The sequence below is a fragment of the Bradyrhizobium sp. CCGB01 genome, assembly GCF_024199795.1.
GTDB lineage: Bacteria > Pseudomonadota > Alphaproteobacteria > Rhizobiales > Xanthobacteraceae > Bradyrhizobium.
In genome coordinates, this window is the sequence record NZ_JANADK010000001.1 from 1,467,470 (window position 1) to 1,487,289 (window position 19,820).

The following is a 19,820-nucleotide window of genomic DNA, read 5'->3' on the forward strand; positions in this document are numbered from 1 at the left end:
TCAATCGGCGAAGTGACCGGAGCGCCTGCTTAAGTCTGCTCCGCGTCTGGAAACAGACGTCTCATCTATCGGGACACGCCTTGGCGCCGCACTCTCACTTCGCCGCCGCCGCGCCGTCCGTCTTCTCCCGCACATGAACCACTGCGATGTCATCCGCGTAGATCCGCTTCCAGCCCTTGAGCTGGTCGAGGATCTGAGGGCCCGGCGCATCGGCGACCAATAGCGTCGCGTCGATCTTGTATTGGTCAAGCAGGCGCGGCAGCAGCTCGGGCTTCTTGCCCTCCGTCGCCTTGAAGAAGTCCATGACGAATTTTTCGCCGTAGAGCTCGGCGCGGCCGTCGACGTAGACAGGGATATCGCGCGAGATCAGATAGCCGCCGAACTGGTAGGCGTTGAAGATGCGCTGCACCCCAAGCTTCTCGAGCAGGTCGACCGCCGCAACCGGCGTCTGCGCCATCGTGAAGGTGAAGCGGTGATGGCCCATGTAGAGCGAGGTCGAGGTCCAGCTTGCGGCCACGATCATCAGCGCGCCGAGTGCGGTGACGTAGCGGGCCGGCCAGCGGTCGTCGCTGGCGGCGTCCGCTGGCGGGCGCGCAAACATCTCGCCGAGCGGCTTTGCCAGCACCAGCGGCACCAGGAAGGCAAAGGCCTCGATGCTCCTGACATGGGTCAGCGCGCTCCAGGTCAGGAACAGGATCAGGAAGATCCGGGGCGCCGAGAGCACGAGGCCGCGGTAATAGCCGAGTGCGATCAGGCCGAGCAGCGCGCCTTCGAACGAGGTGAAGGTGGCAAAATTCGCCGGCATCCATTCGAAGATCAGCGACAGCAGCTCGCCGAGGCTGAGGATGTTGGTCGCGCCCATCAGCGTCCGCCAGCCGTAAGGCGTGCAGCAGCTCGCGATCAGCGCAGCGACGCCGAACAGCACCCAGCGCATGAACAGCCGGAGCCGCTGTCCCTTCTCGGCATGCTCGACCGCTTCGAGCGAGATCGGGCCGATCAGTGCGAGGCCGAGCACGAAGCCGCCATGCAAATTGGCCCAGAGCGCCATCAGCGGCAGCCAATACCAGGACGGCGCGCTCTTGCGATCGGCTGCCGCCATCAGCAGGCCGACCCACGCCACCATGACGGGCAGCGCCAGGATATGCGGCCGCGCCAGCACGTGATGGATCGACAGCAGCAGCGCCAGCATCGCGAACAGCACCGCGCGCGGTGCGCCGATCTGCGCGTCGAGCAGGTAGACGAAGATCGCGGCCGAGAGCGCGACCCCGATCGCGGTGAGGATCACGGGGCCGGCCCAGTCCCATTGCGCATGGGAGAAGGCGAACAGCACCTGTGAGAGCCACGACGTCGAGATCCAGGTCTCGCCGGTCCGCGTGAAGGAATAGAAGTCCGTGTAGGGAACGGCGCCGTGATCGAGGATCCATTGCCCGATCTTGATCTGCCAGAACGAGTCGGAGTCCTGAAGCAGCGTGTCGCCGACAAAGAGGAAGAAGAGATAGGCGCCGGCACCGACGCACAGCGGCACCAGTGCGCGCGCGCGGCTCTGCACTGCGATTGCATTGGCAAAGGAAAGGGACATGCCGCCTCGTCGTCCTGTTTATTCTTGTTCGAGCGGACGGCATTGGACCATGGGCGGTCATAACTTGGAGTAAATCGCGCCCCGCAGCATTGCCGCGGATACCTGCAATTTAACGGATTGTTTTCAATTCCCCTTTACCATCGTCGAATACCTGCAATCCGCTTCGTGTTTACGCAGTCGAATTAACTGCGGCGCAATTCTTTGCGTCTACGTTCGGTTCCATGGTCGGGCGGCGCTGGGAAGCCGGAAAGATCAGACCATTTGTAAGCCTCGTGTACTCTTTGGGAGCAGTCTATGAAGAACCTCGTTTCGCGTTTCGTGAAGGACGAATCCGGCGCCACCGCCATTGAATACGGCCTGATCGCTGCCGGCATCGCGCTGGCGATCATCACCGTCGTCAACAACCTCGGCAGCTCGCTGAACACCAAGTTCGGCTCGATCTCGACCAGCCTCAAGTAAGACTGGACGATCCTGGAATTTCGAGAGCCCCGTCCTTGGACGGGGCTCTTTTCTTTTGGGCGGTCGTGTCGCTACAGCCGTCATGACCGGGCATAGCCATCCGAAGGACGGCGCCGCTTCCGCTGGCCATGACCCCGCCATCGACGTCCTGGCTCCGCTGCCCAAAGAACGTGGGTGCCCGGACCTTCGCCTCGCCGAAGTGGCTTCGGCCGCGCAGGCGGGACCGGCCCGGGCATGACGGCGTTCGTGGCCAGACATGGCGCTCCCGTCCGTTTGCTGTGACGCATCATGCATTTGGACCTTGTCATCCACCCTGAATAGTTGTTCAGTCCTTGCGGGACGATTTGCATCTATTGCAACGAAGCGTGCGGCCGCAGGGCGTGTGGCTGGCGTGTGGGACAGGAAGCGCGCCATGGTTTATCGGCGGACGCATCAAGTGGTGAAGCGCCTTGCGGCAAGGCGCAGTGCGATCCTCGCGGCGGCGCGGGAAGCTGCGGCGGAAGGCGGGATGGCGGCGGTGCAGATCGCGCCGGTCGCAGTCCGGGCCAGTGTCGCGGCGGGGACGGTCTACCGCTACTTCCCGTCCAAGGCCGAGCTGATCTCCGAATTGATTGCCGAGGTGTCGCGCGACGAGCTCGCGGCGATCCGCCGGGCGGCCGATGCCGCGCCCGGCCCATCCTCGGCGCTGGCGGCGGCCGTCACCACCGTGGCGGTCCATACGCTGTCGCAGCGCAGGCTGGCCTGGGGCATCCTGGCCGAGCCCGTCGATGTCGATGTCAGCGCCTCGCGCCTCGCCAGCCGCCGCGAGATCGCCGGCGAGATCGCCGCGCGGATCGACGCCGCCGTGCGTGCCGGCCACCTGCCGGCCCAGGACACCGCGCTTGCCGCCACCGCGCTGCTCGGCGCGCTGCATGAGGCCCTGGTCGGGCCGCTGGCGCCTGACAATCTCGAAGATCCCGCCAGGATGCGCGATGCCGTGCAGACCGTGACGCTGCTGGCGCTGCGCGCTGTCGGCGTCATGGACGCCCGCGCCCGCGGCCTTGTGGTGCAGCAGACTCTGTTGCCGGCGGCGAAGGCGTTAGTCGGGGCGTAAACTCGCAGTGCGATCGAGGCGGAGGCCTGATCGCGCTCAAATCATTGCCTGAGCGTGTCTTTTCGAGAAACCCGCGCACCTTCGCCGGAACAGCCGGCTACTGTGCATGGGGTTGTTTTCGACAATTTTTGTTTTGGCGTGCGCCGGCGACCTAGATATTCGCGTCGCCCTCGGGGCCGACCGAGGCGATACGCACCATGTTGGTGGTGCCGGGGATGCCGAGCGGCACGCCGGCGACGATGATGACGCGCTGGCCGGCGCGGACGAAACCGTCCCGGAACGCGATCTGGCCGGCGCGGCTCACCATGTCGTCCTGGTCGCGGGCGTCGTCGGCCACCACGCAGTGCACGCCCCATACGACGGCGAGCCGGCGTCCGGCGGTGATGTTCGGCGTGATCGCCACGATCGGCGGCTTCGGTCGCTCGCGCGCCACGCGCACGGCGGTCGAGCCCGAGCTGGTCCAGCAGATCAGCGCCGGCAGGTCGAGCGTCTCGGCGATCTGCCGCGCGGCGTCTGCGATGGCATCGCCCGCGGTCGATTCCGGCGAGGGGCGCTGGGCCGCGACCACGGAGCGATAGGTCGGGTCGCGCTCGACCTCCTCGCCGATGCGGTTCATGGTCGAGACCGCCTCGACCGGGAATTTACCGGCCGCCGATTCGGCCGACAGCATGATGGCGTCGGCGCCCTCATAGACGGCAGTGGCGACGTCGGAGACTTCGGCGCGGGTCGGCACCGGCGACTGGATCATCGATTCCAGCATCTGGGTCGCGATCACCACCGGCTTGCCGGCGCGGCGCGCCATGCGCGTCATCTGCTTCTGGAGGCTCGGCACGCGCTCGAGCGGCAGCTCGACGCCGAGGTCGCCGCGCGCCACCATCAGCGCGTCCGAGGCGTCGATGATGTCGGCGAGGCGGTCGATCGCCTGCGGCTTCTCGATCTTGGCCATCACCGCGGCGCGGCCGCGGATCATCTTCTTGGCCTCGATCACGTCGTCGGCGCGCTGCACGAAGGACAGCGCGATCCAGTCGACGCCGGTCACCAGCGCGGCCTCGAGATCGGCGCGGTCCTTCGGCGTCATCGCCGAGACCGGCAAATCGGTGTCGGGCAGGCTGACGCCCTTGCGGTCGGACATCCGGCCGCCGACCACGACACGCGTCACCGCGTGCTCTTTCGAGGTCTCCTCCGCGATCAGGCGCACCTTGCCGTCGTCGAGCAGCAGCGAATGGCCGGGCCGTAGCGCGGCCAGGATCTCCGGATGCGGGAGGTTGACGCGCGTGGCATCGCCCGGCGTCTTGTCGGAATCGAGCGTGAAGATCTGGCCGTTCTGAAGCTGCACCGCCCCTTCCGCGAACGCGCCGAGCCTGAGCTTCGGGCCCTGGAGATCGACCAGGATGCCGATCGGCCGGCCATAGCTGCTCTCGACGTTGCGGATCGTCGCGACCAGCTCCCGCATCTTGTCATGCGGGGTGTGGCTCATGTTGATGCGGAACAGGTCTGCGCCGGCCTCGAACAGGCGGCGGATCATCGCGAGGTCCGAAGAGGCAGGTCCCAGGGTCGCGAGAATCTTGATACGGCGAAGACGCCTCATGGCTTATTTCCAGACGGTGGCGGAGGGGCTGGCGCGAGGCCAGGCGCGGCGGGGGGCGTACCACCGGGCGGACTATTGGGCAAACCCGGAACGCCACCACCCGGGCCCACCGGGCCTGGCAGGCCGGGTACGCGCTGCTGCTGCGACGGCTGCTCGTTGGCGTCGGTGAGTTGCACGGTCCAGGCCCGCTGCTCGCCGGTGTCGACCTCGAAATAGCCGGTCCGGTCATAGCCGCGCGCGAGGCAATCCTCGGTGCCGCGGATGGTGAATTCCTTGTCGCGCGAGCACATGAAGGCCTGGCCCGACCATTCGCCGCCGCGGTCGTAGTCGATCGCGTAGATGTAATAGTAGCGGGCGACCAGCGTTCCCCGCAGCAGGGTCTCGCAGGAGCGGGATGAGATGTTCCACCAGCCCTCAGTGGTCCAGCCCTCGGCGTCCTTGTAGCCCAAGGCAATGCCGACCCGGCTCGACGTGTTGTTGCAAAGGCGGAAATCGGCCGCGGCCGGCTTGGCCCAGAGGCATAGCAGGGCAACCACCAGCACCGGGACCAACCGGGCGAGCAGGCGAAGGGGGGAACGGGGAGATTCGGCGATCATTGTCGCGGAAGCTATATCAGATCATTGACGATTTGGCGTAGGGCCGGGGAACGGGCCCCCGGGCCTGGTTCAGGGGCCGTTTGCGCCGCGATCTGGCAAAATCTGTGACAGGGCCCACCTGATCCCGTAAGGGTGACCCCCATCGGGGGCAGAGCCAATTCAGGCCCAAGGGATCCAGCCATGGCAATCGACGACAAAACCAGAACGGAGCTCGAGGCCGCCGCTTTCCGGCGCCTGGTCGATCATCTGAAGACGCGGACGGATGTCCAGAACATCGATCTGATGAATCTGGCCGGCTTCTGCCGCAACTGCCTGTCGAACTGGCTCAAGGACGCCGCCGACGCGCAAGGCGTCGCGCTGAGCAAGGACGAGAGCCGCGAGGCCGTCTACGGCATGCCCTACGAGACCTGGAAGTCGAAATACCAGGGTACGGCCACGCCCGAGCAGATCGAGGCGATGAAGAAGGTCCACCCCCACGGGCACTGACAGGCCTGTTCGATTCCTGCGACGCGCTGAGTCGCACCACACAACAGCTTTCTTGGCCCCGCCGCAGGAAGGTGTGGGCGCGCTGTGGACGAGCGCGATGCTTGCTTGAACGCGGGGGACGCCAACCCTAAGGGTCTACCCAGCACGCGCGGTGAGGATGCCGGCGTCACCTCGTTTTGCCAGTTCCATTGGGAGTACCAAGATGGCCACCTCCGCCGCCGTCCGCGACGACGAGCCCGCGACGAAATTTGCCAAGGACCAGCTCAAGTCCATCATCGAGCGCATCGAACGGCTGGAGGAAGAGAAGAAGGCGATCTCCGACGACATCCGCGACGTCTATGCCGAGAGCAAGGGCAATGGCTACGACGTCAAGGCGCTGCGCACCATCGTGCGCATGCGCAAGCAGGACCCGAACGAGCGCGCCGAGGCCGAGACGATCCTCGAAACCTATATGCAGGCACTGGGGATGCTGTGAGGCGTTCGCGCCTCCAGCACTGCTGCCGTAGCCCGGATGGAGCGTAGCGAAATCCGGGTTCGTGCAGCACAGGAAGCATTTCCCGGATTGCGCTTCGCTTCATCCGGGCTACAAGCGTGGCGTGTTGCACTTCGTCTGTGAACGGAGACCGCCGTGACCGTGCCGCCGCTGCCGCGCGAGGTCGACCGTGCCTTTGGCGCCCTTCCGGCGCCGATCGGCAAGCGGCTGTTTCAGGTGCGCGAGCTGATCTTCGTGACCGCTGCGGCGCATGAGGATGTCGGCCAACTCACCGAGACGCTGAAGTGGGGCGAGCCGGCCTACCTGACCGATGAGACCGGCAGTGGCTCGACGATCCGGCTCGGGCGCCTCAAGGACTCCGAGCACGCCGCCATTCTGTTCAACTGCAAGACGACGCTGGTCGACACCTTTCGCGAGCGCTTTCCGGATCAATTTGAGTACCGGCAGACGCGGGCGTTGCTGTTGCCCGTGGCGGGCAAGCTGCCGAAGCGGGAGCTATCGGTCTGCTTGTCGCTGGCGCTGACATATCATCTGGACCGGCGGAGCAGGAAAGCGCGGTAGGGCCACTTGTAGCCCGGATGAGCGAAGCGACATCCGGGATGTCTCGGCGCGCGCGGCTGTCCCGGATATCGCTTCGCTCATCCGGGCTACGAGACTGAATGCTTGGAAACAGCGAGGGCTACCGGCCTCAGCGCAGCGCCGCGGTGCGCATCACGAACGACGTCGTCTGGAGCTTCGCGGTCGCGCTGCCCGAGAAGCTGTCGCAGGACAGGCCTTGCATGGGATCGTCCGCAAAGCCCATCGCGATCACGGCCTGCGGCTTGACGAAATAACCGCGCAGGGCTGCCGTATCGAGCTCGCCCATCAGCGTCACCGACATCGCGCGGCTCGCGCTCGGGGACAGCATCACGATCTTGAGCCAGATGCTCTCGCTCTTGGCGGCGGAGAGCCGGGTGGCGGTGGCGACCATGCCGTCGATGCTCTTGCCGACCACCGTGTTGATCTCGGTCGCCTGAGCGACGTTGCGGGACGCCGTGGCGGGGCGGGTCGAGCGCGGCATCGGCGCGGAGGCGGCGACGACGTTGGCACGGTCGACCGGGGAGGCGGCCGGCGCATAGGCCAGTGCCTGAAAGGCAGCACTCGTGACGCTCGCGGTCGGCTGCGGGTCAGTCGCGGCGGCGAGCGCCTGGCGGGCTTTCAGCGCGGCGACCTGAGCCGGCGTCGCCTGCTGCGGTGCGGCCGGGACATCATCCCAGAAGCCGCGGGCATTGATGATGTCGGCCGGGGTCTCGGGCTTGCCGGCGGCCGGCTTGTCAGCCACGGGCGCGGGCTTCGGCTTGGGCGGCGCAACGAGCTGCGCATCGGCCGAGGCGAGCTGAATCGTGGCGGCCATGGACGGCTTGGCGCGCGGCGTCGGCACCGGTTCGGCGGGCTTGGCTGCGGCGGCGACCACGGTCGGCGCAACGGGCTTGGCGGCCGGCGCGGGCGCGCCCTCATCATCCTCGTCGCTGCTGCTGGCGGCCGGAGCCGACTTGCCCTTGAACAAAGCGGCAAAGAAATTCGGCTTGCTGCCGGCGTCGTCACCGCTGCCGCGGCGCTCGATGTCGGCCTTGGCGAGCTCATAGCCCTTCAGCGGCGTGCCATCGGTCGGAACGTGGACCGTGCGGCCGTCCGGGAACACGCGGGCGAGCTGGTCATGCGTCATGCGCGGCCAGTGCCGGATGCTGCCGGTGTCGAGATGCACGAAGGGCGAACCGGAGGTCGGATAGAAGCCGACGCCGCCGCGCTGGAGGCGCAGGCCGGCGAAGCGGATCTGCTCCAGCGGCACGCCCGGAATGTAGAAGTCCATCGCATGCCCCAGCATATGCTGGCTGAAGCGCGCCACGCCGGAGGAACGGCGGCGGAGCATGGCGTTGGTGGCGGGGGAGCGATAGGAGGAGATGATCTGGATCGGCTGCTTGCCGTCGACGTCGCGGTAGACTTCCCAGAGGATGTCGAAGAGGTGACGGTCCATGACCGTCTCATCCTGGGTGCGCCAGTCGCGCAGGAAGTGGTTGAGCTGCTTCAGCGCGGCTTCGTCGTAGCGCCCATCGCGCTTGAAGGTGACCGTGAGATCTTCGCCGGAATGGGTGTGGTGGAAGGAGAGGGTCTTGGTCTCGTTCAGCGCGGCGGCGTTATGAACCGAGCCTGCGGCAGCAAGCAGCAATACGGAAGCAAGGCCGATCCGGGATCCGGCCTTCACTCCCGCATGGGACAACGACAGCACAGAGAATTGGCGTGCAAGACCAGTCAGCACGTTTGAGCCCACCCAGTCGACGAGCGTTCAAATGGACTCTCCCGCCAACCCCGTTAGCGCGCGAAAGAGGGTGAACGCTTTCTTAAAGCGAGAAGGTTAATTCGAGGTTGACCTTCCCGCCCCCAAAACCAAGTCAGGCTACAATCCTAAACGGTTTAGTGTGGCAAAAAAACGCCCGCTGCCCGAGATCGGGTGGAGAATGGTTAACGTTAAACGACCCCATCCAGAGGATGGGGCCGTTGATTTTATTGTAGAATTTCAGGAAACGAGGCGCCGATCCGGGCTCAGCGGGTAAACACCCGCTGCGGCCGACGGCCGACCGGAGCCGGCGGCGGGGTCGGGGCGCCGAACAGCCGCTCGAAGAAGTTCGGGCCGGACGAGCCGAAGCCGCCGCCATTGTTGGCCACCGCCACGCCCGAGGGCAGCGTCGTTGCCGGGCGCGAATAGCTCGGCTGGGAGTGTGCGACGACGTTCTCGAGGTCCTTGCCGCGGCCGTTCTTCAGGATGTTGATCATGGTCGCGTCGCGGCCATAGACGTCCTTGCGGAATTGCAGCTTGCCGCCGTCGTCCACGAACGCGGTCTGGTAGGTGATGTTGACCGGGATCGGGGTCGGGAATTTCAGATCGATCTCGCTCTTGCCGTACATGCTGCGCACGCGCTCCGGCGTGTACTTTTCGTTCGGCATGGCGATGTTGAGCAGGACGGAGGCGTACTGATCCGGATTCTGCACGCGCATGCAGCCGTGGCTGAAGGCGCGATCTTCCCTGGCGAACAGGTTCTTGTCCGGCGTGTCGTGCTGATAGACCAGGAATTTGTTCGGGAAGTTGAAGCGGATGCGGCCGAGCGCGTTGGCTTCACCGGGCGGCTGCGAGATGTGCACCGAGCCGTCGCGGTTCTGCTCGAGCTTGAGGCCCATGCGCTGGAGCACGGTCGGGTCCTGCTGAAGCGCCGGCAGGTATTCGTTGTAGACGATCGACGGCGGCACGTTCCAGGTCGGGTTGACCGTGATGTACTTCATCGTCTCGGTGAGCAGCGGGGTCGCATGCGTGCCCGGCTTGCCGGTGACGACGCGGGTGGTCCAGACCTGCTGGCCGCGCTGCATGACCTTCAGCGTGTAGTCGGGAATGTTGAGGATGACATAGGCATCGCCCAGCGAGGGGACGCCGAGGTCGCGCGGCAGCCAGCGCCAGCGCTCCATGTTCACCAGCACGGTGTCGATCTGCTTGTCGCGCTTCGGCGTGTTGATCGCCCTGACCGTCTTGTCGTCGAGGACGCCGGTCGGCTTCATCTCGACGCTGTTCTGGAATTTGCGCACGGCTTCGGCGACGGTGGCGTCATAGCGGGTGTCGCTGGCGTTCTCGGTGAGGCCGAGCTTGGCGCGGAGCTGCGGCACGCGCGGATCGTCGACGACGATTTCAGCCTGTTTCTTGCCGGCCGGGGTGTACTTCAGCGCCGGACCGTCACCGATCTCGATCACCGGGCCGTTGCCCAGGCCGCGGAGCTCCGCGAGCTTGGCCTTCAGCTCCTTGTAGAGCTTCTGCGGCGGGTTGTAGCTGTCGAGCGCAGCGGAGGCGTCGGTCGCGGTCGTGATCTTGGCAAGCACCTCGCTCGGATCGACCGGGTGCTCGGGATAGAGGATGTCGCCGCTGACCTGCGACCAATGCATGCGGCCGCTCTGGGCCTGGCGCGCATAGTCGAACATGCTGGCGGTGAGCTTCAGCTCGGCATCGGCGAGCGTATCGGGCGTCGTGGCGGCGGCAAAATCCGGCACCGGATAGTCGGCGGGATTGAGACCGTCGGAGGCCGCATCCTTCAGCCGCGCGATCACGCCCTTGGCCGCGGATGTGAGGCTGCCGCCCTGGGTCCAGACCGGCGCGAAGTCGCGCGCACCGTAAAACTTCTCGATCGCCGCACGCTCGTTCTTGCGGTCGAAATGGCGCGAAGTCTTGGCGCCGATGATGTCCTTGAGCTTGTCGGCGACCGGCTGGTCGGCGGCGGGAACGTTGCTCGCGGCCTTGACCGGCTCGGCGGCGGGAATTGCTGCAGCGGCGGGTGCCGCAGGCGCGGCCGGCGTTACCGTCGCAGTGTCGGCCTTGGCTGGTTCGGATTTGGCGGGCTCGGTCTTCGCAGGCTCGGTCTTGGCGGTTTCGCTCTTCGGCGCCTCGGGGGCGGGCGTCGTGGCGACGTCGGACGGCTTGGTCTCGACCTTGTCCGGGGCCGGGGCAGCTTCAGCCTTCACGGGGTCCTTGGCCGGCTCCTTCGCGGAATCCTGAACCGTGGCGGTGGTGTCGAGCTTGATGTCGGATGCGGTCGGGGGCGGGACGTTTGCGGGCTCGGGGCGCGGAATCGCGGCTTCGATCGCGAGCTCGGCGGCGCTGCTGCGCGCCTGATCCTGCGCCAGCGCTGCGCTGGCCGATACCGTGAGGAAGGTCGCCGCGACCGTCATCAAGACGCGGTCAAAGCCTGCACGGTGGTTCAAACAGTCACGCATTTCGCACCCCTCGGGTGAACTGTCCCTCGTGGAACAGCTTCGTTATCGCCTAATTGAGCTTCGGCTAAACTGCGCCGGCCTCTCGAAAGTTGCACGCCTGCACGCAACGATTCCTACGCAGACGAATCTTACGCGGACGATATACAGGCCCCGATTTTGCAGCCAGCGCTACCCGGGACAACTCACGACAAACTGACTTCAAGGACGCCCGTTTGCAACGGATTGTGCGGCTTTGCCACGCGCTTTTCCCTGTGTCTGTCACTTCCAAGTCACGGTTCACGCCGCGGCCGAATTTTGCCGTAATGCGAAGGGCTTGCGGCCTCATCGCAGCGCCACGCGAACCTCCGTTCGCATGAGGCTCAGTGCGTCTCCTCACCGCTTTTTCCGCCATGTCCGGGAACCCCGGCTTCATCGAGTTTGCGGTAGAGGGTGGACCGGCCGATTTTGAGGCGGCGGGCGACTTCGGACATCTGGCCCCGATAATGCGAGATCGCGAAACGGATGATCTCGTTCTCCATGTCCTCCAGCGGGCGGACGTCGCCGGTGGAGGTCAGCATGGACAGGGTACCCGCCAGGGGCAGCGGCGCGATCGGTATTTCACCACCCGATACCACCGAGGGCGCGGCCATCGGCTCCAGCAGCAGCGGGGCGGTCGGGATGTCGGTCTCGGCAGGCAGCTGCGAGGTGAGCAGGGGGAAGTCGGCAAGGTCAAGCTGGTCGCCGTCGCTCATCACCACGGCGCGGTAGACCGCGTTCTCGAGCTGGCGGATGTTGCCGGGCCAGTCGAGCTGGGTGAGATGCGCCACGGCCTCGCCGCTGATCCCGGTGATGGGGCGGTTCTCCTCGGCGGCGAAGCGCGCCAGGAAATGCCGGAGCAGATGCGGGATGTCCTCGCGACGGGCGCGCAGCGACGGGATCGTCAGCGGCAGCACGTGGAGGCGATAGAACAGGTCTTCCCGGAAGTGTCCCTGCTTCACCCGCTCCAGCAGCTTGCGGTTGGTTGCCGAGACGATCCGGACATCGACCTTCACGGGCTTGCGGCCGCCGACCGCCTCGACCGCACCTTCCTGGAGCGCGCGCAGCAGCTTGACCTGCGCGGTCAGCGGCAGCTCGCTGACCTCGTCCAGAAACAGCGTGCCGCCATGGGCCTCGACGAACTTGCCGGTGTGGCGTTCGGTGGCGCCGGTGAAGGCGCCCTTCTCGTGACCGAACAGGATGGACTCGACGAGGTTGTCGGGGATCGCACCGCAATTGACCGCGACGAACGGCTTGGCCTTGCGCTCGCCGCTGCCATGGATGGCGCGCGCGAACATCTCCTTGCCGACGCCGGACTCGCCCTCGATCAACACAGGGATCGACGAACCCGCGGCCTTCTGCGCGGCGCGCATCACGCCGGCCATCGCCTCGGCGCGGGTGATGATGTCGGAGAATGTCAGCCGGCCCTCGCGGCTGTGACGGATGCGCTGCAATTCGCCCTTGAGCGCGGAGGCATTGAGCGCGTTGCGCAACGAGACCTGAAGCCGCTCCAGGCCGACCGGCTTGACGACGAAATCGGCCGCGCCCGCGCGCATCGCCGAGATCACATTGTCGATGCCGCCATGGGCGGTCTGCACGATGACGGGGATTCCGAGGCCAGCCTCGCGGATTTTCGCCAGCACGCCCATGCCGTCGAGGCCGGGCATCACGAGATCGAGGATGACGCCGTCGATCGCCGGTGCATCGGGGGCGGTGAGGGCGGCGATCGCAGCATCGCCGGAGTCCACGACGACCGTTTCATAGCCGCATTTCTGCACCATGTTCTCGACCAGCCGGCGGGCTACAGCGTCGTCGTCGGCGATCAAAATACAGGCAGCCATGGTGTTCCCCGCACGCTACTACTATCTGTCTCGAATCGGGGCACTCTGGCCGAAGCCGATTAACGCACTCTTAAACCTTGATGCCCCCGCCCGCCGTCGCGCTTGTTGAACACAGGTTTCCCACACAATGATTTCGCGCTCCAAGCCCGCTCTCAAGAAGACCGCTCTCAAAACGTCTGCTCCCAAGAAGCCCGCTTCCAGCAAGCCCGCTCTCCGCAAGCCGAGCACCAAGACATCCGCCGCCAAGGCCAAACCCTCCAAGGCTTCACTCGCCAAGGCTTCACTCGCCAAACGTTCGCTCGCCAAGCCTGCACCCGCAAAGCCTGCGAGCAAGACCGGCAAGCTTCCGGAGTGGAACCTCGCCGATCTCTATTCCGGGATCGATGCGCCGGAAGTGGCGCGCGATCTCGAAAAGATGGATGCCGATTGCGTCGCGTTCGAGACGGACTACAAGGGCAAGCTCGCGACAGGGACAGCAAATGAAGATGGCGGAAAATGGCTCGCCGGGGCCGTGCGACGCTATGAGGCGATCGACGATCTCGCCGGACGTCTCGGCTCCTACGCCGGTCTCGTCCATGCCGGCGACAGCGTGGACCCTGCGATTTCAAAGTTTTACGGCGATGTCTCGGAGCGCCTGACGGCGGCGTCCACGCATCTGCTGTTCTTCGCGCTCGAGCTCAACCGCGTCGATGACGATATCTTGAACCGCGCGATGCAGGCGCCGGAGCTCGCACATTACCGTCCCTGGATCGAGGATCTGCGCAAGGAGAAGCCGTATCAGCTCGACGACAAGCTCGAGCAGCTCTTCCTGGAGAAGTCGCAGACCGGTTATTCCGCCTTCAACCGGCTGTTCGACCAGACCATCTCGGGCCTGCGCTTCAAGGTCGGGCCTAAGGAGCTCGCGATCGAGCCGACGCTCAATCTGTTGCAGGACCGCGACGGTGCCAAGCGCAAGAGCGCCGCCGAGGCTCTGGCGAAAACCTTCAAGGCCAATGAGCGCACCTTCGCGCTGATCACGAACACGCTCGCCAAGGACAAGGACATCTCCGACCGTTGGCGCGGCTTTCAGGATGTCGCGGATTCCCGCCATCTCAACAACCGGGTCGAGCGCGAGGTCGTGGATGCGCTGGTCGCCTCGGTGCGTGCGGCGTATCCGAAGCTGTCGCATCGCTATTATGCGTTGAAGGCGAAATGGTTCGGCAAGAAGCGGCTGGCCTATTGGGACCGCAACGCGCCGCTGCCGTTCGCCGCGACCGACGTCATCGGCTGGCCCGACGCGCGCAGCATGGTGCTGACGGCCTATCGCGGCTTCTCGCCCGAGATGGCCGATATCGCCGAGCGCTTCTTCACCGACCGCTGGATCGACGCGCCGGTTCGCCCCGGCAAGGCGCCGGGCGCGTTCTCGCATCCGACCACGCCGTCGGCGCACCCTTATGTGCTGATGAACTACCAGGGCAAGCCGCGCGACGTGATGACGCTCGCGCACGAGCTCGGCCATGGCGTGCACCAGGTGCTGGCGGCCAAGAACGGCGCGCTGATGGCGCCGACGCCGCTGACGCTGGCGGAGACCGCGAGCGTGTTCGGCGAGATGCTGACCTTCCGGCGGCTACTGGCGCAGACCAAGAGCGCCAAGCAGCGCCAGGCGCTGCTCGCCGGCAAGGTCGAGGACATGATCAACACCGTGGTGCGGCAGATCGCGTTCTATTCGTTCGAGCGCGCGGTCCACACCGAACGCAAGAACGGCGAGCTCACCGCGACGCGGCTCGGCGAGATCTGGCTGTCGGTGCAGGGCGAGAGCCTGGGGCCGGCGATCGAGATCAAGGCGGGCTACGAGAACTACTGGATGTACATCCCGCACTTCATCCACTCGCCGTTCTATGTCTACGCCTATGCCTTCGGCGATTGTCTCGTGAACTCGCTCTATGCCGTCTACGAGAACGCGGCCGAGGGGTTTGCCGAGCGCTATCTCGACATGCTCGCCGCCGGCGGCACCAAGCATTATTCCGAGCTGCTGCGGCCGTTCGGGCTCGATGCCAAGGACCCCAAGTTCTGGGACGGCGGCCTCTCGGTCATCGCCGGGATGATCGACGAGCTCGAGGCGATGGGCTGAGGCGAAGCGCGAGATCCTTGCCGGTGCGCGGAATGCGGGTGCTGCAAGCCTTTGCGGCCACGAGTTCCATTGCTGCGCGCCGGGCGACCTTCGCGGCGGAGGCCGGCATCCTGCTACGTGGGATTGAACGTTCGCGCAGTCCGCAAGACTAACTCAACAGATACTCGGGAAATGATTTTCTATCATTGATTGTGGATTGATCGGTTTCTGCCTGGGGAGGCACCCATGCTCGATCAAAGCCCCGCCGCGCCGGCCCCGATGGCGAGAAATGCTGCTGCCGTCGATCAGGAAACGCCCTGGTGCGAGAAACACCATCAGATCGTCCGCGATGAAATCGAGGCGATCAACACGCGGCGCGAGCCGGAACGGCGCCTCGATGCCGATGGCCTGCAACCCTGCCAGTTGCTCGACGTCGTCGGGCTTGCGTTGTCCGGCGGTGGCATTCGCTCGTCGGCCGTTTGCCTCGGTGTGCTGCAGGCACTGAACCACCACAATTTGATCGGCCGGATCGACTATCTCTCCACGGTATCGGGCGGCGGCTATATCGGCACCTCTCTCAGTGCCACCATGACGACGGCACGGCGCTTTGTCTTCGGCGAAAGGCCCGCCGGCGGAAGCGTCACGGCCGCCGAGATCAGCGACACGCCGTCGGTCGGACACCTGCGCAACTATTCCAACTATCTGATCCCTGCCGGTGCCCGCGATCTTCTGACCGGCGTCGCGATCGTCGTGCGGGGACTGGTCGCCAATATCGGGTTGACGTTGCCCATCGTGCTGCTGCTTGCCGCCGTCACCATCTGGTCGACGCCGCTGCGGAGCTGCCTGACGGATGCGAACATCTTCGGCGTCAGTCTCAACAACAGGACGTTGTGCGAGCTGCACGATTTCAGCGACATCGACCGTTATGGCTTCAGCACCTTCGGCCTGGCGATCGCGCTGGTGATGTTCCTTTGCAGCGGGCTGGCCTATCTCGCCTCCCGCTCCGTCCGCGGCAGCGGTCCCAGCGTCGTGTTCGCCTACATTGGCGGGATCGCGTTGTTGCTGGGCGTCGCGTGCGACTTCGCGCGGTTTCTCAAGGTCCAGCATTTCGCGCTGTCCCTGGCGATCGCGATCATCGGGGGCTTTCTGTTCTTCGGCTGGGCCCTCAAGCAGTCGCTCGCAAGTCCCGGAAAGCGGCAGGAGTTCCGTTCGCATTGGCCGAGCATGGGCGCGACCTTCCTGGTGCTGCTGGCGGTGATTGCGTTCTTCGAGTTTCAGCCCTTCATGCTGGGGCAGATGTTCGATGTCGCCGAGAGCAGCGCGATCGGTGGACCGGCGGGTGCGGTTGCCATCACCTGGATCAAGTCGCTCGCGGCGGTGGCTGCGCCCATTGGTGTCTTCGTCACCGCGTTCAGGCAGCAATTCGTGGAATTGCTGAAGGGCAACAGCGCTTCCTCGCAATGGGGTTCGCTGGTGCTCGCGGTCGTCGCCAAGGTCGCGCTATGGATCGCGGGCCTTGCGCTTCCGCTCGTCATCTGGGTCGCATACCTCTATCTGTCGTATTGGGGCATCGCCAACGATCTGTTCGAGAGGTGCCCGTCGACCCTGGGCGCGATCTCGCAAAGAGAGTGCCTGGCCAGCGCCAAGTCGAACGCGCCGTCCGGCAATCTGGCAGGCAGGCTGCAGTTCGATGCCGGCAAGGGAACCCTGTCAGCCGAGATCATGCCGACGGCCGCGCCGCCGGTGGTGGCCGATGCCGAGCGGCTGACGCCGACCTGGCATGCTCCCGCGTGGCTCGAATTCCTGGCCCAGAAGGCGGGACATGTGGTTCAGGCCCGCTTTCCCGACCTTTTCCAGGGCAAGGCGTCGGAACTCGGCTACTCCTACAGTCTTCACATGGTGATCCTGTACACGTTCGCCGGCGTCGTCCTGTTCGCCATCTCGTTCTGCCTGACGCCGAATGCGAACTCGTTGCATCGGCTCTATCGCGATCGCCTGAGCAAGGCCTTCCTGTTCGATCCGACGCGTTCGGCCGACGGGCGCGTCGCGCCCGCCGAAGCCAGTCTCGACCAGGGGCGCGATTTCAAGGCGCTCGATCGCATGAAGCTGACCGATCTCTACGCGGCTCCGGCCGCGATGGCCCGGATTCCAGGGCAGCCGGCGACGCCGAAACTGCACGCGCCCTATCAGCTCATCAATACGGCGCTGAACATTCAAGGCTCCGACTTTGCCAACCGGCGCGGGCGCAACGCGGACTTCTTCGTGTTCTCCGCCCTGAACGTCGGCAGCGAGGCGACGGGCTATGCGCCCACGGCGTTGGTGCAGGACGACGAGCAGAGTCTCGACCTCGCCACCGCAATGGCGATCTCCGGAGCTGCGGCCTCCTCGAACATGGGGTCGAGCTCGATCAAGGCGCTGACGCCCACGCTGGCGCTGCTCAACGTCCGGCTTGGCTATTGGCTGAAGAACCCGCGTTACGTCGACGAGCGCGTGCGGCCGCAGCGCCGCTCGACGCCGCTCTATTTCTGGTCGGAGATCTCGGGGCGCCTGTACGAGAACAGCGACAGCGTCTATCTCACGGACGGCGGCCATATCGAGAATCTCGGCGTCTACGAGCTGTTGCGCCGCCGCTGCAAGGTGATCATCGCGGTCGATGCGGAAGCCGACGCGCCGATGAATTTCGGTTCCCTGATGACGCTGCAGCGTTACGCCCGCATCGATCTCGGCGTCCGGATCGACTTGCCTTGGACGCCGATTCGCGAGCGCACGCGTGCGTTGATGGCGCGCAATGCCGACAAGGCGGGCGATCCCGGCGCGGCCGACGAACATGACGAGACTGCGCGGGACCTCGTCCACGTCGCAATCGGCACCATCGACTATGGCGGCGACGAGCAGGGTTACCTCGTCTATGTCAAATCGTCGCTCAATGGCGACGAGAACGACTACATCCGGGACTACGCGCGGCGAAACGACCGCTTCCCGCACGAGACCACGGGCGACCAGTTCTTCTCGGAAGAGCAGTTCGAGGTCTACCGCGCGCTGGGCTTCCACATGGCTCACGGTTTCCTGTCCGGTGACAATCCGGTCGCGGTCGGGTGCGGTGTCGATCCGCATATGGCCCGATTCACCGAAGCGGGCGAGCCGGCGATCGACGCGGTGCGAGAGGCGCTCGGTCTTCCGGTACGTCAGCGGCAGGCCGCGAGCGCGACAGCGGCGATGATCGATCAGGGCTGAGCGGCGGTATCCCGGCAATCGGAATTCCAAATCGGCTGATTTGCGGGAAAACCCAGCATCCCTGCCGTTGCCCTGCCCGAAGGTTTGCGGTATCCCAGCCCAAGATTTAGACTTTCGACTGGGGACAATACATGGCTGACCATAGCGAAGTGGCGTACACCACCGCAGACGGCAACGACTACGTTGCCCACGAGCAGACCTATGAGGGCTTCATCAAGCTGGTGAAGTACGGCACGGCCTCGGTCGCGCTCATCGTGATTCTGATGGCGATCTTCCTGACCTGACCTATCGGCAGCTGCACACGTCAACGGCAGCTGCTGCCCAGAATATTTGCATCTAAGCCGGTCACAAAACCGGTATCGAACGCTGCGGGAGTAACGCTTAAGTTTGCGCGCGCGCTGTCCCGCGCCGCCGGAGGACCTATGAAGATCGCCGTTGCCAAGGAAATCGATCCGTCGGAGCCGCGTGTCGCCGCTTCGCCCGATACGGTGAAGAAGTTCAAGGCGTTGGGCGCCGAGATCGCGGTCGAGCCGGGCGCCGGCCTCAAATCGGGCCTGCCGGATTCCGAATTCACCGCCGTGGGCGCCACCGTCAGCGCCGATGCGCTGAAGGACGCCGACATCATCATCAAGGTGAAGCGCCCCGAAGCCTCCGAGCTCGCGCAGTACAAGCGCGGTGCGCTCGTCATCGCCATCATGGACCCCTACGGCAACGAGGCTGCGCTGAAGACGATCGCCGATGCCGGCGTCTCCGCCTTCGCGATGGAATTGATGCCCCGCATCACCCGTGCGCAGGTGATGGACGTGCTGTCCTCGCAGGCGAACCTTGCCGGCTACCGCGCCGTGATCGAGGGTGCCGAAGCCTTCGGCCGCGCCTTCCCGATGATGATGACCGCGGCCGGCACCGTGCCCGCCGCAAAGGTGTTCGTGATGGGCGTCGGCGTTGCCGGCCTCCAGGCGATCGCGACCGCGCGCCGTCTCGGCGCCGTCGTCACCGCGACCGACGTGCGGCCCGCGACCAAGGAGCAGGTGGAATCGCTCGGTGCGAAGTTCCTCGCGGTCGAGGACGAGGAGTTCAAGAACGCGCAGACCGCCGGCGGCTACGCCAAGGAGATGTCGAAGGAATACCAGGCCAAGCAGGCCGCGCTCACCGCCGAGCACATCAAGAAGCAGGACATCGTGATCACGACCGCGCTGATTCCCGGCCGGCCCGCGCCGAAGCTCGTCTCGGGCGAGATGGTCAAGTCGATGAAGCCGGGGTCGGTGCTGGTCGATCTCGCCGTCGAGCGCGGCGGCAATGTCGAGGGCGCCAGGGCCGGCGAGGTCGTCGACCTCGATGGCATCAAGATCGTCGGCTACACCAACGTCGCCGGCCGCGTCGCGGCCTCGGCCTCCAGCCTCTACGCACGCAATCTGTTCTCCTTCATCGAGACCATGGTCGACAAGAAGGAGAAGAAGCTCACCGTGAACTGGGACGACGAGCTCGTCAAGGCCACCGCCCTGACCAAGGACGGCGCCGTGATCCACCCGAACTTCCAGCCGAAGGTTTAAGGAGAGCCG

15 protein-coding genes are annotated in these 19,820 nt (G+C 65.4%); 9 read left to right on the forward strand and 6 right to left on the reverse strand.

Going from position 1 to position 19,820, the window contains the following annotated elements:
* Positions 1-94 precede the first annotated feature (94 nt).
* A complete protein-coding gene (locus NLM25_RS06635) occupies positions 95-1,579 on the reverse strand; it encodes a hypothetical protein (protein ID WP_254136475.1) in 1,485 nt (494 codons plus the stop codon).
* A 294-nt stretch (positions 1,580-1,873) separates the two neighbouring features.
* On the opposite strand from NLM25_RS06635, the gene NLM25_RS06640 reads away from it, so the two are divergent.
* Together NLM25_RS06640 and NLM25_RS06645 are read left to right on the forward strand one after the other, a co-directional pair.
* A complete protein-coding gene (locus NLM25_RS06640; RefSeq protein ID WP_166813359.1) occupies positions 1,874-2,038 on the forward strand; it encodes a Flp family type IVb pilin in 165 nt (54 codons plus the stop codon).
* 412 nt (positions 2,039-2,450) lie between these two features.
* Positions 2,451-3,131 carry a TetR family transcriptional regulator gene (locus NLM25_RS06645; protein ID WP_254116165.1) on the forward strand — a complete coding sequence of 227 codons (681 nt, stop codon included), beginning with the start codon at positions 2,451-2,453 and terminating at the stop codon, positions 3,129-3,131.
* Positions 3,132-3,282: 151 nt separating this feature from the next.
* Here the strand turns inward: NLM25_RS06645 and pyk are convergent, their stop codons facing one another.
* Both pyk and NLM25_RS06655 read right to left on the reverse strand, forming a co-directional pair.
* Complete coding sequence (gene pyk / locus NLM25_RS06650; protein ID WP_254136476.1) at positions 3,283-4,719, reverse strand: pyruvate kinase; 1,437 nt, start codon at positions 4,717-4,719, stop codon at positions 3,283-3,285.
* Positions 4,716-5,315: a DUF1036 domain-containing protein gene (locus NLM25_RS06655; protein WP_254116167.1), complete on the reverse strand. Its 600-nt coding sequence runs from the start codon at positions 5,313-5,315 to the stop codon at positions 4,716-4,718. Before NLM25_RS06655 ends, pyk begins: the two co-directional genes overlap by 4 nt.
* 180 nt (positions 5,316-5,495) lie before the next feature.
* Here NLM25_RS06655 and NLM25_RS06660 point away from each other — a divergent pair, with 180 nt between their 5' ends.
* The 3 genes from NLM25_RS06660 to NLM25_RS06670 all read left to right on the forward strand — a co-directional run bounded on the left by NLM25_RS06660 (position 5,496) and on the right by NLM25_RS06670 (position 6,855).
* Positions 5,496-5,801, forward strand: coding sequence for a DUF1244 domain-containing protein (locus NLM25_RS06660; protein ID WP_092186846.1), 306 nt, complete (start codon positions 5,496-5,498; stop codon positions 5,799-5,801).
* 202 nt (positions 5,802-6,003) lie between these two features.
* Positions 6,004-6,276, forward strand: a complete 273-nt coding sequence (locus NLM25_RS06665) for a DUF2312 domain-containing protein (RefSeq protein ID WP_014492426.1) — start codon at positions 6,004-6,006, stop codon at positions 6,274-6,276.
* A 153-nt stretch (positions 6,277-6,429) separates the two neighbouring features.
* A complete protein-coding gene (locus tag NLM25_RS06670; protein ID WP_254136477.1) occupies positions 6,430-6,855 on the forward strand; it encodes a DUF1801 domain-containing protein in 426 nt (141 codons plus the stop codon).
* A 127-nt stretch (positions 6,856-6,982) separates the two neighbouring features.
* Here NLM25_RS06670 and NLM25_RS06675 read toward each other — a convergent pair whose 3' ends face one another.
* From NLM25_RS06675 to NLM25_RS06685, 3 genes are all read right to left on the reverse strand, one after another.
* A complete protein-coding gene (locus NLM25_RS06675) occupies positions 6,983-8,602 on the reverse strand; it encodes a DUF882 domain-containing protein (RefSeq protein WP_254136478.1) in 1,620 nt (539 codons plus the stop codon).
* Between the two features lie 272 nt (positions 8,603-8,874).
* Positions 8,875-11,082, reverse strand: a complete 2,208-nt coding sequence (locus NLM25_RS06680; RefSeq protein ID WP_254136479.1) for a murein L,D-transpeptidase — start codon at positions 11,080-11,082, stop codon at positions 8,875-8,877.
* A 359-nt stretch (positions 11,083-11,441) separates the two neighbouring features.
* On the reverse strand, positions 11,442-12,938 hold the full coding sequence (locus tag NLM25_RS06685) for a sigma-54 dependent transcriptional regulator (protein WP_254136480.1): 1,497 nt from the start codon (positions 12,936-12,938) through the stop codon (positions 11,442-11,444).
* 127 nt (positions 12,939-13,065) lie between these two features.
* Here NLM25_RS06685 and NLM25_RS06690 point away from each other — a divergent pair, with 127 nt between their 5' ends.
* The 4 genes from NLM25_RS06690 (at position 13,066) to NLM25_RS06705 (ending at position 19,811) form a co-directional block, all read left to right on the forward strand.
* Positions 13,066-15,048, forward strand: coding sequence for a M3 family oligoendopeptidase (locus NLM25_RS06690; RefSeq protein WP_254136481.1), 1,983 nt, complete (start codon positions 13,066-13,068; stop codon positions 15,046-15,048).
* Between the two features lie 225 nt (positions 15,049-15,273).
* Positions 15,274-18,261 (forward strand): cell division protein, encoded by a 2,988-nt coding sequence (locus NLM25_RS06695; RefSeq protein ID WP_254136482.1) that lies wholly within the window; start codon positions 15,274-15,276, stop codon positions 18,259-18,261.
* A 131-nt stretch (positions 18,262-18,392) separates the two neighbouring features.
* Positions 18,393-18,545 carry an aa3-type cytochrome c oxidase subunit IV gene (locus tag NLM25_RS06700; protein WP_008136857.1) on the forward strand — a complete coding sequence of 51 codons (153 nt, stop codon included), beginning with the start codon at positions 18,393-18,395 and terminating at the stop codon, positions 18,543-18,545.
* A gap of 138 nt (positions 18,546-18,683) precedes the next feature.
* Positions 18,684-19,811, forward strand: a complete 1,128-nt coding sequence (locus NLM25_RS06705; protein WP_254136483.1) for a Re/Si-specific NAD(P)(+) transhydrogenase subunit alpha — start codon at positions 18,684-18,686, stop codon at positions 19,809-19,811.
* Positions 19,812-19,820 lie beyond the last annotated feature (9 nt).

Coding starts and splice junctions, on each gene's coding strand:
- NLM25_RS06680 (WP_254136479.1), bottom strand. CDS start 11,082: ATGCGTGACTGTTTGAACCACCGTGCAGGCTTTGACCGCGTCTTGATG.
- NLM25_RS06700 (WP_008136857.1), top strand. CDS start 18,393: ATGGCTGACCATAGCGAAGTGGCGTACACCACCGCAGACGGCAACGAC.
- NLM25_RS06705 (WP_254136483.1), top strand. CDS start 18,684: ATGAAGATCGCCGTTGCCAAGGAAATCGATCCGTCGGAGCCGCGTGTC.
- NLM25_RS06695 (WP_254136482.1), top strand. CDS start 15,274: ATGCTCGATCAAAGCCCCGCCGCGCCGGCCCCGATGGCGAGAAATGCT.
- NLM25_RS06635 (WP_254136475.1), bottom strand. CDS start 1,579: ATGTCCCTTTCCTTTGCCAATGCAATCGCAGTGCAGAGCCGCGCGCGC.
- NLM25_RS06640 (WP_166813359.1), top strand. CDS start 1,874: ATGAAGAACCTCGTTTCGCGTTTCGTGAAGGACGAATCCGGCGCCACC.
- NLM25_RS06665 (WP_014492426.1), top strand. CDS start 6,004: ATGGCCACCTCCGCCGCCGTCCGCGACGACGAGCCCGCGACGAAATTT.
- pyk (WP_254136476.1), bottom strand. CDS start 4,719: ATGAGGCGTCTTCGCCGTATCAAGATTCTCGCGACCCTGGGACCTGCC.
- NLM25_RS06655 (WP_254116167.1), bottom strand. CDS start 5,315: ATGATCGCCGAATCTCCCCGTTCCCCCCTTCGCCTGCTCGCCCGGTTG.
- NLM25_RS06685 (WP_254136480.1), bottom strand. CDS start 12,938: ATGGCTGCCTGTATTTTGATCGCCGACGACGACGCTGTAGCCCGCCGG.
- NLM25_RS06690 (WP_254136481.1), top strand. CDS start 13,066: ATGATTTCGCGCTCCAAGCCCGCTCTCAAGAAGACCGCTCTCAAAACG.
- NLM25_RS06660 (WP_092186846.1), top strand. CDS start 5,496: ATGGCAATCGACGACAAAACCAGAACGGAGCTCGAGGCCGCCGCTTTC.
- NLM25_RS06645 (WP_254116165.1), top strand. CDS start 2,451: ATGGTTTATCGGCGGACGCATCAAGTGGTGAAGCGCCTTGCGGCAAGG.